General features: G+C 41.2%; 13 protein-coding genes and 2 pseudogenes. All 15 read left to right on the top strand.

Annotated elements, in window-relative coordinates:
- The first annotated feature begins 142 nt into the window (after positions 1 to 142).
- Positions 143 to 799, top strand: coding sequence for a hypothetical protein (locus tag DWX26_RS07130; protein ID WP_172680796.1), 657 nt, complete (start codon positions 143 to 145; stop codon positions 797 to 799).
- Positions 800 to 1,534: 735 nt separating this feature from the next.
- Positions 1,535 to 1,744 (top strand): DUF6219 family protein, encoded by a 210-nt coding sequence (locus DWX26_RS17125; RefSeq protein ID WP_021737557.1) that lies wholly within the window; start codon positions 1,535 to 1,537, stop codon positions 1,742 to 1,744.
- 3 nt (positions 1,745 to 1,747) lie between these two features.
- Complete coding sequence (gene bcp, locus DWX26_RS07115; protein ID WP_021737556.1) at positions 1,748 to 2,203, top strand: thioredoxin-dependent thiol peroxidase; 456 nt, start codon at positions 1,748 to 1,750, stop codon at positions 2,201 to 2,203.
- Positions 2,203 to 2,952 carry a peroxide stress protein YaaA gene (yaaA, locus tag DWX26_RS07110; protein ID WP_055267392.1) on the top strand — a complete coding sequence of 250 codons (750 nt, stop codon included), beginning with the start codon at positions 2,203 to 2,205 and terminating at the stop codon, positions 2,950 to 2,952. Before bcp ends, yaaA begins: the two co-directional genes overlap by 1 nt.
- A gap of 127 nt (positions 2,953 to 3,079) precedes the next feature.
- Positions 3,080 to 3,487 carry a Fur family transcriptional regulator gene (locus tag DWX26_RS07105; RefSeq protein WP_055225693.1) on the top strand — a complete coding sequence of 136 codons (408 nt, stop codon included), beginning with the start codon at positions 3,080 to 3,082 and terminating at the stop codon, positions 3,485 to 3,487.
- Positions 3,480 to 4,100: pseudogene (locus DWX26_RS17675) on the top strand (flavin reductase); the annotation flags it as partial. The gene DWX26_RS07105 and the pseudogene DWX26_RS17675, both read left to right, overlap by 8 nt.
- An 18-nt stretch (positions 4,101 to 4,118) precedes the next feature.
- Positions 4,119 to 4,661: a rubrerythrin gene (gene rbr, locus DWX26_RS17670; protein WP_005426680.1), complete on the top strand. Its 543-nt coding sequence runs from the start codon at positions 4,119 to 4,121 to the stop codon at positions 4,659 to 4,661.
- Positions 4,662 to 4,688: 27 nt separating this feature from the next.
- Positions 4,689 to 4,784: pseudogene (locus DWX26_RS17860) on the top strand (L-lactate dehydrogenase); the annotation flags it as partial.
- A 431-nt stretch (positions 4,785 to 5,215) separates the two neighbouring features.
- Positions 5,216 to 5,638: an IS200/IS605 family transposase gene (gene tnpA, locus DWX26_RS07090; protein ID WP_118601174.1), complete on the top strand. Its 423-nt coding sequence runs from the start codon at positions 5,216 to 5,218 to the stop codon at positions 5,636 to 5,638.
- On the top strand, positions 5,638 to 6,735 hold the full coding sequence (tnpB, locus tag DWX26_RS07085; RefSeq protein WP_118601140.1) for an IS200/IS605 family element RNA-guided endonuclease TnpB: 1,098 nt from the start codon (positions 5,638 to 5,640) through the stop codon (positions 6,733 to 6,735). Before tnpA ends, tnpB begins: the two co-directional genes overlap by 1 nt.
- Before the next feature lie 443 nt (positions 6,736 to 7,178).
- Positions 7,179 to 8,540 carry an MATE family efflux transporter gene (locus DWX26_RS07080; protein ID WP_055220187.1) on the top strand — a complete coding sequence of 454 codons (1,362 nt, stop codon included), beginning with the start codon at positions 7,179 to 7,181 and terminating at the stop codon, positions 8,538 to 8,540.
- A gap of 343 nt (positions 8,541 to 8,883) precedes the next feature.
- Positions 8,884 to 10,188: a substrate-binding domain-containing protein gene (locus DWX26_RS07075; RefSeq protein WP_022461114.1), complete on the top strand. Its 1,305-nt coding sequence runs from the start codon at positions 8,884 to 8,886 to the stop codon at positions 10,186 to 10,188.
- A 148-nt stretch (positions 10,189 to 10,336) separates the two neighbouring features.
- The gene (locus tag DWX26_RS07070; protein ID WP_118601138.1) at positions 10,337 to 11,845 is read left to right on the top strand and encodes a sugar ABC transporter ATP-binding protein; all 1,509 of its coding nucleotides are present in this window, start codon (positions 10,337 to 10,339) and stop codon (positions 11,843 to 11,845) included.
- 17 nt (positions 11,846 to 11,862) lie between these two features.
- On the top strand, positions 11,863 to 13,515 hold the full coding sequence (locus DWX26_RS07065) for a galactose/methyl galactoside ABC transporter permease MglC (protein WP_022461116.1): 1,653 nt from the start codon (positions 11,863 to 11,865) through the stop codon (positions 13,513 to 13,515).
- 400 nt (positions 13,516 to 13,915) lie between these two features.
- The gene (locus DWX26_RS07060; protein ID WP_022462801.1) at positions 13,916 to 15,514 is read left to right on the top strand and encodes a response regulator; all 1,599 of its coding nucleotides are present in this window, start codon (positions 13,916 to 13,918) and stop codon (positions 15,512 to 15,514) included.
- The last annotated feature ends 24 nt before the right edge of the window (positions 15,515 to 15,538 follow it).

The raw sequence follows: 15,538 nt of genomic DNA, 5'->3' as shown, positions 1-15,538 counted from the left end.
GTCCACATGCTGTGCGTGTATTTTCTTTATAGATTTTATTATACTTGAAGCATCAGTAAACAACAAGTGCATTGTTGATACGGAATTATGAAAGGAAGAAAAAACATGAGGAAAACTAGAAGTGATTGTAGAGTAGGAACATTTGAAAAGAAGCATGGTCTTCCACCGGGGACTATTAGAAACAAAAATGGAAGAGATACCAGAAGTGACAAAAAAATTGGCACCATTCGCAAAGAAGCAAAGTAGGAACATAATCATGGAAAAGAAAATAAGAAAAAGATATCATTCAGAAGAAGCTGTAAAAAAAGCGTTAAAAATTGAATCATTTCGAAATTTAACAAAGGATAAAGTGATGGAGTTTACATCTATGATTCCATATATGGAAAAGGAAGTGGCGCTTGAAATAATAAAGCAGTTCCCAGTATATGTAGAGTTTGTGGAATCAGCAATAGAAAATTATACACAGTTATGCAAAACAATTTTAGAAACAAATAAAGAAGAATATGAACAAGCAGTTCATGCACATCAGTATGTTCTTGAGACCTTCGCAAATCAGCTGGAACAAGAAAACTTAACAGAGGAGGAAAGAAGGGAATTTTCTGAAAAAATGATGGAAGAAGCTGATAAAATAACGGAATTATATTTACAGCAGCAGAAATTTCATGAGCGAGTGTTCAAGACGATTGGGGGAGTTGTAACATTAGCTTTGGGAGTGACGGTAACAATGTTAGGTTTAAAAGCAATTGGTAGCGATGAAGATTTACCTCAACTAGATGATGAGAATCAGAATGTTGCATAATAGCTTTATCTATAATTGAAAACAACAGGATGGAAAGGCTCAGGAAAAAGTATTCTGGGCCTTTTGTCTTAGAAGGATAGCAGTATAAAAGAGCAGGGATTTTTATACCCCACCTATTGATATACACTGTAACCATCAAAGAAGATTAAATCATAAAATTCAAAGAAATGGAGGAGTTGGCAATGAAAGGTTTTAACACTGGTGATGGTTACATGGGATTGGAGACTGTGAGAAAAAGTCTGTAACACTTTTTCTATGCGAACCCTACAAAAATATTAGAAGAATAACGTATGCAAAACTTCCTGTTTGCCAACTTGCCCTTTGAGAGAGGAAAAATCCTTTTCTCAAAGGGCTTTTTTGTTTATACGGATATTCGCAAACTTACAAGATAAAGCTAAAATTTCATATACTCTAAGCACAAGGAGGTTGAGGTTTATGAGCCAAACAGCACAGTGTCTAAGGCATATAAGCCACGAACCTGGTATACATTCTGCCAAATGGGAACAATGACGCAGGGTATCTGTAAATTAAAAAATAATGAAAAGAAGAATAAAAAAATACAACACGAAAGGATGCGTCAAGGTAATGCAAGAATTATCGTGATACATCCTTTTGTATTTGGATTGAGTATTTTTCTTTCCCTGCTTGTCAAAAGTAATGGATGGAATGTATAATATTGTTAATGATCCAGAGATATTTATTTTGGAAACAGCTTAATCAATTTGGAGGTATAAAATGAAAGCACATAAGTATTGGTCAATCGGAGCGTTAATTACTATGATTGGAACTTTTTATACTGGATATAAAGGATCCAAATCAGGTCATAGGTATTTTGCGTGTAGCACTCTTATATGTATGATCATGTCTATGTATACGGGACATAAAATGATTTCAGGTAATAAAAGAACAAGAAAACAGGTGGAAAATACAAAAGCGGAGGAATAGTAAATGTTAGAGTTAGGAAAAAAAGCACCGGACTTTGAATTGCCGGATCAGAATGGAGAAATGCATAAATTAAGCGATTATGCAGGAAAAAAAGTGATCTTATATTTTTATCCAAAGGATAATACACCAGGATGTACGAAGCAGGCATGTGGCTTTTCTGAGCGTTATCCACAGTTTACTGAGAAGGGAGCTGTTATTCTCGGAGTAAGCAAGGACTCTGTAGCGTCTCACAAGAGATTTGAAGAAAAATACGGACTGGCATTTACGCTATTAGCAGATCCGGAGCGTAAAGTTATTGAAGCATATGATGTCTGGAAAGAAAAGAAAAATTATGGAAAAGTATCTATGGGTGTAGTAAGAACTACATATCTTATTGATGAGCAGGGAATCATTATAAAGGCAAATGATAAAGTCAAGGCGGCAGATGATCCTGAAAATATGCTTAAGGAATTGGCATAATGAAGATTATTTTATCACCTGCAAAAAAGATGATTGTAGATACCGATAACTTAGCACCGGTTGAACTGCCTGTCTATATTGATAAGACAGCAGAAGTATTAAACTGGATGAAAAGCAAATCAAAAGAAGAACTGAAAGCTATCTGGAAATGTAATGACAAGATTGCAGAGCAGAACTTTAACAGATTGGAAAATATGGATCTTTATAACAGGCTTACTCCGGCTGTTTTAGCATATGAAGGGATTGCATTTCAATATATGGCACCATCTGTGTTTGAAATCCAGCAGTTTGAGTATTTGCAAAATCATTTAAGAATCTTGTCCGCGTTTTATGGCATTTTAAAACCAATGGATGGTGTGACTCCTTATCGTCTTGAAATGCAGGCAAAGGTTGGAATTGGAGATGCAAAAAATCTGTATGAGTACTGGGGAGAATTGTTATACCGATCAATAATCGATGACAGGAGGATTATCATTAATCTTGCATCAAAAGAATACTCAAAATGTATAGAAAAGTATCTGACATCACAGGACAGATATATTACGATTGTATTTTGTGAGTTATCCGGAGATAAATTGGTAACAAAAGGTACCTATGCCAAGATGGCTCGTGGTGAAATGGTCAGATTCATAGCGGAAAATAATATTGAAAATCCGGTGGAGATTCAGAAATTTGACAGACTCGGATATTCGTTTAGGTCTGATTTATCTTCAGATTCAGAATATGTATTTGAACGCAAAATAAAATAGTTATTCAGGTAAAAGATGCTCAGTTTGACAGTTTTTGTAATAATGAGAATTATTACTATTTTTATTGACAGCAGGATGAGGGTGGTATATAATCCTTATTAAGAACTAATCCTAATAAGGAGGACAAATGACAAGTAGGAGAAATACCATTCAAAAAGATCTCGTAAGAAATACCGTATACGAAATGAGAAGACACGTTACGGCAAATGAAGTGTATGAATTTATAAAAGAAGCATATCCAACAATTGGAAAAGGAACTGTATATAGAAATCTTGATATATTGGTAGAGGAAGGTGCATTAAGAAAGGTTGAAGTTCCGAATGGACCGAACCGATTTGATTTTACATTGAAAAATCATTACCATGTAAGATGTATAAAGTGCGGTGAAATTTTTGATGTGGATATGGATCAAATACCGGATTTACTGGAAAGAATTCATAACACTCATGGAATTGAATTTGTGGATTATGATATTTCATTTAAAGGCATTTGCCCGAAATGCAGGGAGAAGGTAAAGGAGGAACAGCATGGATAGGAAAGCAATGTATAAGTTGAGTTATGGACTGTTTATATTGACCGCTAAAGAAGCAGAAAAAGATAACGGATGCATCATTAATACAGCCATTCAGGCAGCTTCGGAACCAAACCAGTTAAGTATCTGTGTAAATAAGGCAAATTATACGCATGATATGATTCAAAGAACCGGAAAATTTACTGTATCAGTCTTAAGTCAGAAGGCACAATTTGAATTGTTCAAACATTTTGGCTTCCAATCAGGAAGAGATACCAATAAGTTTGAAGCCTTTGAGCAGTGTGCCAGGGGCACAAATGGTATTTATTATATTACAGAAGGTACAAATGCATACATTTCTGTGACAGTTACTAAAACAGAGGACTTGGGTTCACATACGATGTTTATCGGTGAGATAACCGATATGGAAGTTTTAAGCAATGTTCCTTCAGTAACATATGATTATTATCAGAATAATATTAAGCCTAAGCCACAGGAGGTTGGAAAAACAGAGGACGGTCAGACAATATGGCGTTGCAGAATTTGCGGATATGAATATGTAGGCGAGGAATTACCAGATGACTTTATATGTCCTTTGTGCAAGCACCCGGCATCAGATTTTGAAAAAGTAGTAAAGAAAACGGAGGTAAAAGAGATGGCAGCAAACAAATATGCAGGAACACAGACAGAGAAGAATTTACAGGAGGCATTTGCAGGGGAATCACAGGCAAGAAATAAGTATACCTATTTTGCTTCTGTAGCGAAAAAGGAAGGTTACGAGCAGATGTCAGCATTGTTTTTAAAGACTGCAGATAATGAGAAAGAACATGCAAAGATGTGGTTCAAGGAATTAGCAGGAATTGGTGATACAAAGGAAAACCTGGTGGCAGCGGCAGAAGGCGAAAATTATGAGTGGACAGATATGTATGATGGCTTTGCTAAAACAGCTGAGGAAGAAGGATTCCCTGAGCTTGCAGCAAAATTCAGGGCAGTAGGTGAGATTGAGAAGCACCATGAGGAAAGATATCGTGCACTTCTTAAGAATATTGAAACTTCACAGGTATTTGAAAAGAGCGAAGTTAAGGTATGGGAATGCCGTAACTGCGGACATATTGTGGTAGGAACTAAGGCGCCTGAAGTATGTCCGGTATGTAATCATCCACAGAGCTATTTTGAAGTACATGAAGAGAATTATTAAGGAGATGAGATTATTACGAAGAAGAAAGTGATTAATTCAAAAAAAGCAGTAATGATAGGCTGTGGCTTTGTTGGTTCTGCATCGGTATTTGCTCTGATGCAGAGTGGCTTGTTTACAGAGATTAAGTGATAATTCTTTTGAAATGAAGCTATGGGAGATTATCCCAAGACAAAAACAGGTTTTTGATTGGAAAACGTGTAAAAATGTCGCAGTTTTTTTGCAAAGATTGTAGATTATAAATCTTCTTTTACAAGCGATAATAATCTGATGAAAACAATGATCATCAGGTGCTTCAAAACATCTTTCCAATTTGGTGCAGGCAGATATTATTGAACCAGTATCCGGTCACGGAAAAGGAAAATATAAATTCAAGAAGTAGTTTAGGTATTGTAAAATTTCCACTCGATGAGTGGAAAATTTGCTTATCCAATGCGTCGTAAAACCCCTTGCTTCAGCTATGGGGATATAAGACGCGTCCATCGAATTTACGCAAGTAATTGAAGATGGACAAAATAACAATTGTGTTAATTGATAAAACATTGTATAATACAAACATGAACACAACATATAAATCAAACAATAATGTCGTCTATTCCTGTAAATACCATGTAGTATGGTGCCCCAAATATAGACGAAAAGTATTAACGAACGGTGTAGATGTCCGGCTGAAGGAGCTGCTCACAGAGTATGCTGCAAATCTTTCTGTAGACATTCTGGAAATGGAGATCATGCCGGATCATGTTCATATGCTGCTGGAAGTAGATCCTCAGTTTGGAATCCACAAAGCTGTAAAATCGTTCAAAGGCTATACGTCCAGAATTTTAAGACAGGAATTTCCCCATCTCAAAACGAAAATGCCGACGCTCTGGACAAACAGCTATTTTGTATCTACCGTTGGCGGTGCCCCGCTGGAAGCAGTAAAACAGTATATCGAAAACCAGAAAACATCGCAGAGACAAAAGGATAAGATGGGCTAATGCAAAAAGGGATCAAATTCAGGATCTACCCGAACAGAGAACAGAAAAACTTCATCCACCAGACGCTGGGATGCTGCCGGCTGATCTACAACCGGGGACTTGCCATGCGCAAGGAAAGCTATGAAGAAGGGAAGAAGATTGGATATATCCAGACTTCCGCCATGCTGACCGAACTGAAAAGACAGGAGGAGTTTGCTTTTTTGAAAGCAGCAGATTCCATTGCCTTACAGCAGTCTCTGCGGGATCTCGACCGGAGCTTTGTGAATTTCTTTCAAAAACGTGCTTCCTATCCAACCTTCAAGAGCAAACATAACCGGTTCCAGTCATACAGAACGGTCAATCAAAAAGATAATATCCGTATTGTGGGAAGATATATCAAACTTCCGAAACTTGGATTTGTCAAAATACGCCAGTCGATGGAAGTGGGAAAAATTAATCACGTAACCATTGAGTACACACCGGCCGGAAAATATTTTGCAGTCTTAAATATTGATTTCGAACCGGAACCACGCCCAAATGCTGGAGGAACGATTGGAATTGATGTCGGAATCAAAGCATTCTATTCTGACAGCAATGGAAATACGGTATCAAATCCCAGATATCTGGAACGCTCCATGCGAAAACTCATAAGAGAACAGCGCAGACTTTCCCGGAAGCAGAAAGATTCCCATAACCGCGGGAAGCAGCGGCTCAGGGTAGCCAGAGTGCATGAGAAAATAGCCAATCAGCGGAATGATTTCCTGCAGAAACAGTCAACGATGCTGGTGCGCGAAAACCAAACCATCTGTATCGAGGATCTGAACGTGAAGGGAATGATCCGGAACCATAAACTGGCAAAATCCATAGCAAGTGTTTCCTGGGCAAAGTTTTTCAAAATGCTGGAATATAAAGCCAGCTGGTATGGAAATGAAATTCAAAGAGTACCAACGATGTATCCGAGCAGTCAAACCTGCAGCTCTTGCGGCTACAGAAATCCACGGATAAAAAATCTGAGCATTCGTATCTGGGAGTGCCCGAAATGCCATGCAGTTCATGACCGGGATACGAATGCAGGCATTAATATTCTGAAAAAAGCACTGCAGATGCAGTCTGCATAAAGATGAAAAGCTGTACCGTAGGGCATACGGGAACAGGATAAACATAGCTTGTGGACACTGTGTAAGACATTGCAGTACCGTAAGGTATTCGTCAATGCAGTGGTGGAAGAAACAAGAATCCCCCTGCTTTAGCTGTGGGGAGTGTCAAGTCTGCGTCTCAAATACGCTGCTTCTTTTTCATACTCTGTAATGGAAAACCAAGGAAAATCTCTTTTTACCTCTCTCATAGCGCTGCCTCCTGTGCATTACGATACAATCGGTTGATTCTTCCTGATTGCGGAAATGATTTTTCAGACACGCTCTGGCTTCTCTTCGGAAAAAGAAAGTAATAGCCACCAAAAATATCGGAAAAACTTTGTGAAAAAATAGAATTGTGTTTTGCAAGGGTTCCATGTAAAATAGCGGGCAGGAGGAGAAAGAGAGAAAAGGAGATTCTTAATCTTATGGGAACAAATGAAAAGAATATGACTGCGGGATCCCCCGGAAAACTGATCATAACGTTTGCCATACCATTGATGCTCGGAAATATTTTCCAGCAGTTTTATACGATGGCGGACACCATGATTGTTGGCCGGGTGGTAGGAGTAGAAGCGTTGGCGGCAGTAGGCGCCGGAGACTGGCTGGTCTGGCTGGTGCTGGGCATCATGACAGGTATCACACAGGGCTTTTCGATTCTTGTATCGCAGTACTATGGAGCAGGGGAAAAGGAAAATCTGAAATGTGCGGTGGCGAAAAGCTATATTATGACAGCATTACTGTCTGTGATTGTACTCGCGGTAAGTGAAGGAGCAGTTTATCACGTTCTTTTATTTTTGCAGACACCGGATAATGTTATTGATCTGACGATGCTATATTTGCGGCTGATTTTTGCGGGAGTCCCGATTATAGCTGCCTATAATATCTTTGCGGCGATCCTGAGGGCACTTGGAAACAGCAGATCTCCACTGATTGCAATGACAGTGGCAGCAGTGATCAATGTGGGACTTGACCTGCTGTTTGTGGCAGTTTTTGGCTGGGGCGTAGCCGGAGCAGCCGTGGCGACTGTTATTGCACAGGGATTTTCAGCCTTGTACTGTCTGCTTGTATTACGGAAAATCAGGGATATCCGACTGGAAAAGGAGGATTTTTACAGGCAACCGTCTATGAGTCTGCGGCTTTTGAAGCTGGGTACTCCTCTTGCCATACAGAACGTGATCATTTCTGTGGGAGGACTTACGGTGCAGTATGTGATCAATGGCTTTGGCTTTCTGTTTGTAGCCGGATTTACGGCAACGAACAAGCTGTATGGAATTTTGGAGATGGCGGCCGTTTCCTATGGATATGCGATTACAACGTATGTAGGGCAGAATCTTGGCGCAAAGAAATATCAGAGAATCCGAAAAGGTGTGCGCAGCGGTACGTATATGGCAGTGCTCACTTCTGTTTTCATTTCCGGTATGATGGTGCTGATTGGGCGTAATATATTGTCTCTGTTTGTATCCGGTGAACCGGAGCAGATCCGACAGGTATTAGATATTGCATATAAGTATTTGTTTATCATGGCTGTCTTTTTGTGGATACTGTATTTGCTGCATGTGTATCGTTCCGCGATCCAGGGGCTGGGCAATACTTTGATTCCGCTTGCCAGCGGCATTGCAGAATTTGTGATGCGTGTCAGCGTTGCGCTGCTGCTGCCGAAATGGATCGGCGAAGAGGGAATATACTATGCCGAGATCTGTGCATGGAGCAGTGCGGCTGTTTTACTGATCATAAGCTATATGATTCTGATACGAAAATATAAAGATGCTAAAACGTCAGAAAGCTGATGCAGTCTCGCCTGCAAGAGGATTTTAGATCTCTTACCCCGCTTAAAGCATAAGTAAGAAATAATACAAAAAAAGCAGTGCTGCAGAACGCAAACTACAGGAAACAGATGGGAAGGCGTACCCGAGGTACGACAAAAATCTGTCATGCGGTAATTTGCGCTCTGTGGGACTGCTTTTTTGCATGATTCTTGGAGTTTTGGGGAATTACGACAAGAAATAACCAAAAATTTCAATAACTAATCCAAAAATATTCTATTTTTTTTTAGGCCTCTTGTGATTATAATGAATTCATCAGCTAGGAACGAAGCGAATCTAGCAAAATCACCAAACGGGAGGAATGAAAATGAAAAGAAAAGCATTAGCAGCAATTATGGCAGTAGCTATGGCAGTATCCATGGCTGGTTGTGGAGGATCCACATCAGAGTCTAAAGATTCTACCCAGAAAACAGAAACAGCAGATTCTACGGCATCAACGGGCGGAAGCGTAGAAAACAAGGACAAACCTCTGTGCTGGTTCAACCGTCAGCCATCCAGCAGTGCTACCGGCGAACTGGACAAAGATGCTCTGAACTTCAACGGAAATACTTATTATGTAGGTTTCGATGCAAATCAGGGTGCTGAGCTGCAGGGACAGATGGTTCTGGATTACATCAAGAAAAACGCAGACACGATCGACAGAAACGGTGACGGCGTAATCGGATATGTTCTGGCAATCGGTGATATCGGACATAACGATTCTATCGCTCGTACACGTGGTGTTCGTTCCGCACTTGGAACAGGTGTAGATGCAGACGGCGGAGTAGATTCTACACCGGCCGGAACAAACGTAGACGGAAAAGCAAAGGTTGTGCAGGATGCAACTCTGGATGTAGACGGAAAAACATATACCATCCGTGAGCTGGCTTCTCAGGAAATGAAAAACTCAGCAGGTGCAACATGGGATGCTGCAACAGCTGGTAACGCGATCGGAACATGGACAGCTTCCTTCGGTGATCAGATCGATGTTGTAGTTTCCAACAACGATGGTATGGGAATGTCAATGTTCAATGCATGGGCAAAAGACAACAAAGTTCCTACCTTCGGTTATGATGCAAACAGCGATGCTGTAGCAGCAATCGGTGAAGGATATGGCGGAACAATTTCTCAGCATGCAGACGTTCAGGCTTACCTGACACTGAGAGTTCTGCGTAACGCACTGGACGGTGTAGATATCAATACCGGTATCGGTACAGCAGATGAAGCCGGCAACTGCCTGACAGAGGGTGAAGATTACAGATACAGCGAAGAAGAGAGATCTTACTACGCATTAAATATTGCTGTAACAGCCGATAACTACAACGATTTCACAGATTCTACAAAAGTTTACGACAAGGTTGCAAAACAGCTGGATGAAAGCAAGAGCCCATCCAAAAAAGTATGGCTGAATATCTACAACGCATCGGATAACTTCCTGAGCTCTACCTATCAGCCTCTGCTGGAGAAATATGATGATCTGCTGAACCTGAAGGTAGATTACATCGGTGGAGACGGACAGACAGAGTCCAATATCACAAACCGTCTTGGAAACCCGAGCGAGTATGATGCTTTTGCAATTAACATGGTTAAGACCGATAATGCAGCAGCATATACATCACTTCTCTCCAAATAATTTAGAGACAGAATAAAAGTGTAAATGGCAACGATTCAGAGCCATGCGAAATCGAGATGAGGTTTCTGAATCGTTACCGTAAATGAATGAAATTATAGAGGGGTGTCAGCAATGATACCCTTCTTTACTAAGAAAAGGAAGCGCAGCTATGACAGAAGATAAGAATAAATATATCTTATCGATTAACGGCATGAGCAAATCGTTCGGTAGAAATAAGGTTCTGAAACATATCAGCATGAATGTCAAACCTGGAACCATTATGGGACTGATGGGTGAAAACGGTGCCGGAAAATCGACAATGATGAAATGCCTCTTTGGAACCTATCAGAAAGATGAAGGAACCATCGTACTGGACGGAAAAGAAGTGAATTTCTCCGGTCCGAAGGATGCACTGGAAAACGGAGTGGCAATGGTACACCAGGAGTTGAACCAGTGTCTTGAAAGAAGTGTTGTAGATAACATGTTCCTTGGAAGATACCCAAAGAATTCCGTTGGAGTGATCGACGAAGGAAGAATGAAAAAAGAAACATCAGACCTGTTCAGAAAGCTGGGAATTACAGTTGATCTGACGCAGCCAATGAAGAAAATGTCTGTATCTCAGAGGCAGATGTGTGAGATCGCAAAAGCGATTTCCTATCATTCCAAAGTCATTGTACTGGATGAACCTACATCATCCCTGACTGCACCGGAGGTTGAAAAGCTCTTTAAGATGATGCGTCAGCTGAAGGCACAGGGAATTGCCCTGATCTACATTTCACATAAAATGGATGAAATATTTGAAATCTGCGATGAAATATCCGTATTGCGAGACGGAAGCCTGGTCATGACCAAGCCAAGTAAAGAAACGGATATGAACGAACTGATCGCCGCCATGGTTGGACGTTCTCTGGACAACAGATTTCCGCCTGTAGACAATACACCGGGAGAAACGATTCTCTCCGTACAGAATATATCAACAAAATATGCACCGAAACTGCAGAATATTTCTTTTGATATTAAAAAAGGAGAAATTTTCGGATTCTATGGTCTGGTCGGTGCCGGTCGTACCGAACTTCTGGAGACCATCTTCGGAATTCGTACAAGAGCAGAAGGAAATATCGTATATGACGGAAAGGTACTGAACTTCTCCTCCCCGAAGGATGCCATGGATCACGGATTTGCTCTGATTACAGAGGAAAGAAAAGCCAATGGTCTGTTCCTGAAGGGCAATATTACATTCAATACTACCATTGCGAATATGAAGCATTATAAGAGCGGAATCGCATTATCACATGACAAGATGGTGCGTGCAACGGCTGAAGAAATCAAGATCATGCATACAAAATGTATGGGACCGGATGATATGATCGCCAACCTTTCCGGTGGTAATCAGCAGAAGGTTATCTTTGGTAAATGGCTGGAACGTTCACCGAGCGTATTCATGATGGATGACCCGACACGAGGAATTGATGTTGGAGCAAAATATGAAATCTATGAACTGATTATCAATATGGCGAAACAGGGAAAAACAATCATCGTTGTTTCTTCCGAAATGCCGGAGATTCTTGGTATTACCAACCGAATCGGTGTTATGTCTAACGGACGTCTGGCCGGAATCGTAAATACCAAAGAAACAAACCAGGAAGAATTATTGAGACTCAGTGCTAAATACCTGTAACAGGAGGAAAATTGGAAATGGCAGAAAACAGCGTTATTATTTCGTCGGAAGAAGAAGCAAAGCTTTTGAAGCCGATCGATGAATATGTGGAAGAAATCCAGAAAAAAATCGATGCATTACGTGCAGACGGCTTTGACAAAGTGAGCGATCTGAAAAAACAGATCGCGATCGCAAAAGAAAACAAGAACTTATCCGCAACACAGAGAGATAAGATCATTGAAAACAGCAAAAAAGAGCTGGAAAATGCAAAAAAAGTAGAAGCAGACAACAAAGAAGAAATCAAAAAGCTGATCGCAGAGGCAGAAAGCTATCTGGCTGCGCATTACAAAAAGGATTATTACGACGTAGTAAACAAAAGCTGCAAAGCTGCAAAAGCAGAAGAAAACAGCAGATATGAGAAGATCAAAGCAGATCTGAAGAGCGAGCATCAGAAAAAGGTTGCTTCTCTGAAGGATGCAGAAGAGATCAAGGCTGAGAAATATGTGCTCAAAAATAAATTGTTTGATGCACAGATGGCTCACGAATCGAAGCTTCAGGAGATCAAGGACAGAAGACATGAAGCATTCATGCATAAATATCACCTGATCGACCTGTTGCGGGCTTCCAAATTTACATTCCCGCAGCAGAGAATACAGAAACTGGAAAATTACAGATATACTTTCGATTTATCTCAGTTCCTGTACAAAAACGGTCTGTATATCGTAATCATTCTGATCTTCATCGCACTGTGTATCATCACACCGATCGTCAAAAATACACAGCTGCTGACTGTTACCAACATCCTGAATATCTTACAGCAGGCATCCCCGCGTATGTTCCTTGCACTTGGTGTTGCCGGTCTGATCCTGTTAACAGGTACCGACCTTTCCGTAGGACGTATGGTTGGTATGGGTATGGTTACAGCAACCATCATCATGCATAACGGAATCAATACAGGTGCCGTATTCGGACATGTATTTGACTTCTCCGCTATGCCTGCTACAGCGAAAGCACTGTTTGCACTGTTAATGTGTGTAATCCTTACGACAGCATTTGCCATGATTGCCGGATTCTTCATGGCGAGATTCAAAATGCATCCGTTTATCTCTACCATGGCGAACATGCTGATCATCTTCGGTCTGGTTACCTATGCGACCAAGGGTGTATCCTTCGGTGCGATTGATTCTGCCATCCCGAATACCTTCATTCCGCAGATCGGAAAATTCCCGACCATCATTCTGTGGGCTGTTGCAGCAGTTGCCATTGTATGGTTTATCTGGAACAAAACAACGTTTGGCAAAAACCTGTATGCGGTAGGCGGAAACCCGGAAGCGGCAGCAGTATCCGGTATCTCTGTATTTAAAGTAACAATGGGAGCATTTATGCTGGCAGGTATCCTGTATGGCTTCGGTTCCTGGCTGGAATGTAACCGTATGGTTGGTTCCGGTAGTGCAGCTTACGGACAGGGATGGGATATGGATGCCATCGCAGCCTGCGTAGTTGGTGGTGTATCCTTTACCGGTGGTATCGGTAAGATCTCCGGAGTTGTAACCGGTGTACTGATCTTTACCTCCCTGACATATGCCCTGACGATTCTGGGTATTGATACCAACCTTCAGTTCATCTTCGAAGGTATCATTATTCTGGCAGCCGTAACACTTGACTGTCTGAAATATGTACAGAAAAAATAATGAGACATTCATAAAGATACCAGGAGTGCAAAGCACGTAGCAATCTGGTATCAAAGGGGTCAGAAAAACTTTTGATTCCAACATCTTCATAAACAGATAGAATATAAGACAGCCCGGTCGTCCGATGGATGACCAGGGCGGTCTTTTGTTCTGTTCTGGCAAAATTTGTAACTATTCAGAGCCATGCGAAATGGAAGAAAAATCGCGAATCATGTTTACATGAATGAGCTATTTTTCTGGAATTTCATATGGCGAGAAGCAACATCGAGATGCAGCGTAAGCGGAATCGAGATGGGGCTCTGAATAATTACAAAATTTTTGTAACTATTCATTCAGCAGAGAGCAATCTTCTGCTATAATAAAGGAACAATAATATGCTCCGCAAAACAGGAGGATAAGAATGGAACAATATAAAGTGATTCTTGTCGATGATGAAGTAGAGGTCATCGATGTTATGAAAAAAAAGATCCGCTGGAATGATCTGGGATTTGACGTAGTGGGAAGTGCCACCAACGGCGTGAAGGCTCTGGAGCTGGTAGAAAAGCTTCAGCCTGATGTGGTGCTGACGGACATTAAGATGCCTTATATGGATGGACTGGAGCTGGCAAGAAAGCTGAACCAGGACTATCCCAATATTTACATTATGCTTTGCACCGGTTTTGATGAATTCGAATATGCAAAAGAGGCCGTCCATCTGGAAATTAAGGAATATATGCTGAAACCCATCAGCGCCACCGAGCTGTCAGAAAGCCTGATGAAGCTGAAAGCCACACTGGACAGGGAACGGGAAGAAAAGTTAAATGTAAAAAAACTGGAAGACTATTTCCAGGAGGTATTACCAAAGCTGCAGTCCAATTTCTTCATTTCCCTGATTGAAGGAAGAGTCAGAGAAGAGGACTATGAACGATTCCTTTTGGATTATCAGGTGGATATGAAGGGACCTTTGTTTTGCTGTATTATCTTTCATACCTCGGAAAATGATGTGCCGGATGGGATGAATCCCTTATTATTATCCATGTCTGTGGAACGGGAGATCAAACAGCGGCTGATGGAGAACTGTAATTGCCAGGAATTCATCTATATGGGTAATACCATTCTGATTATGGAACTCCATTCAGAAGATGAGATAGCTCAATTGACGGACAAGTGTGACCGGTTCTGCCGCTGGGCATGGAGAATTATGGGGGCGGCGGTTACCGCAGGGGTCGGAACCGTCTGCAACAATCTGTACGATATCAGTATTTCCTACGAGGGAGCCAGAGAGGCGGTATCCTACCGTGTCCTGTACGGAACGAAACGAGCCATCAATATCGCAGAGATCGTTCCCAAAGAGTCAAAAAAGGCGGTTCCCTTAGAAGAAACAAAGATGCAGGAGCTGTTTCGTGCCATCCATGTAGGGGATCAGGAAAAGATCCGGAAAGAAGCCATCAAAGAGACAGAAAAGCTCCATAAGAATGCAGCCACCATCAGCCAGTACAATCTGGCCACCATGGAGATTGTCAGCGGCTTTTTCAAATTTTGTGCCAATAATTCCATGGATTTCAATGAAATTTCCGGAAATGTACAGAATCTTTACGAAAGAGTGACTCAGCTGGATGAAAGCTCTATGACAAACTGGATCATCAATATGTCTATGGCGATCAGCGAAAAACTGAGAAGTACCAGAAACAGTACCTCCAGACGGATCATCACCGATGCGCAGAACATCGTAAAAGACAGATATATGGAACCGGCGCTCTCGCTGGATGATGTGTGCGCAGATCTTGGGGTGTCCAATTCTTACTTTTCGTCCATCTTTAAAAAGGAGACCGGTCAGTCCTTTGTCTCCTATCTTACCGATTACCGAATGGACCGGGCAGAAGAAATGGTGCTGAACACCGATGAAAAAAGCTATAAGATCGCAGAAAAAGTAGGATATCAGGATGCGAACTACTTCAGCTATGTATTCAAAAAGAAATTCGGTGTTTCCCCTTCCAAATACAGAGCTTCCGGAAAATAAAAAGACGGAAAGCAGAAAGAGCAA

Source organism: Blautia sp. AF19-1 (assembly GCF_003479155.1).
GTDB lineage: Bacteria > Bacillota > Clostridia > Lachnospirales > Lachnospiraceae > Fusicatenibacter > Fusicatenibacter saccharivorans.
This window is presented reverse-complemented; position numbering and strand designations above follow the sequence as displayed.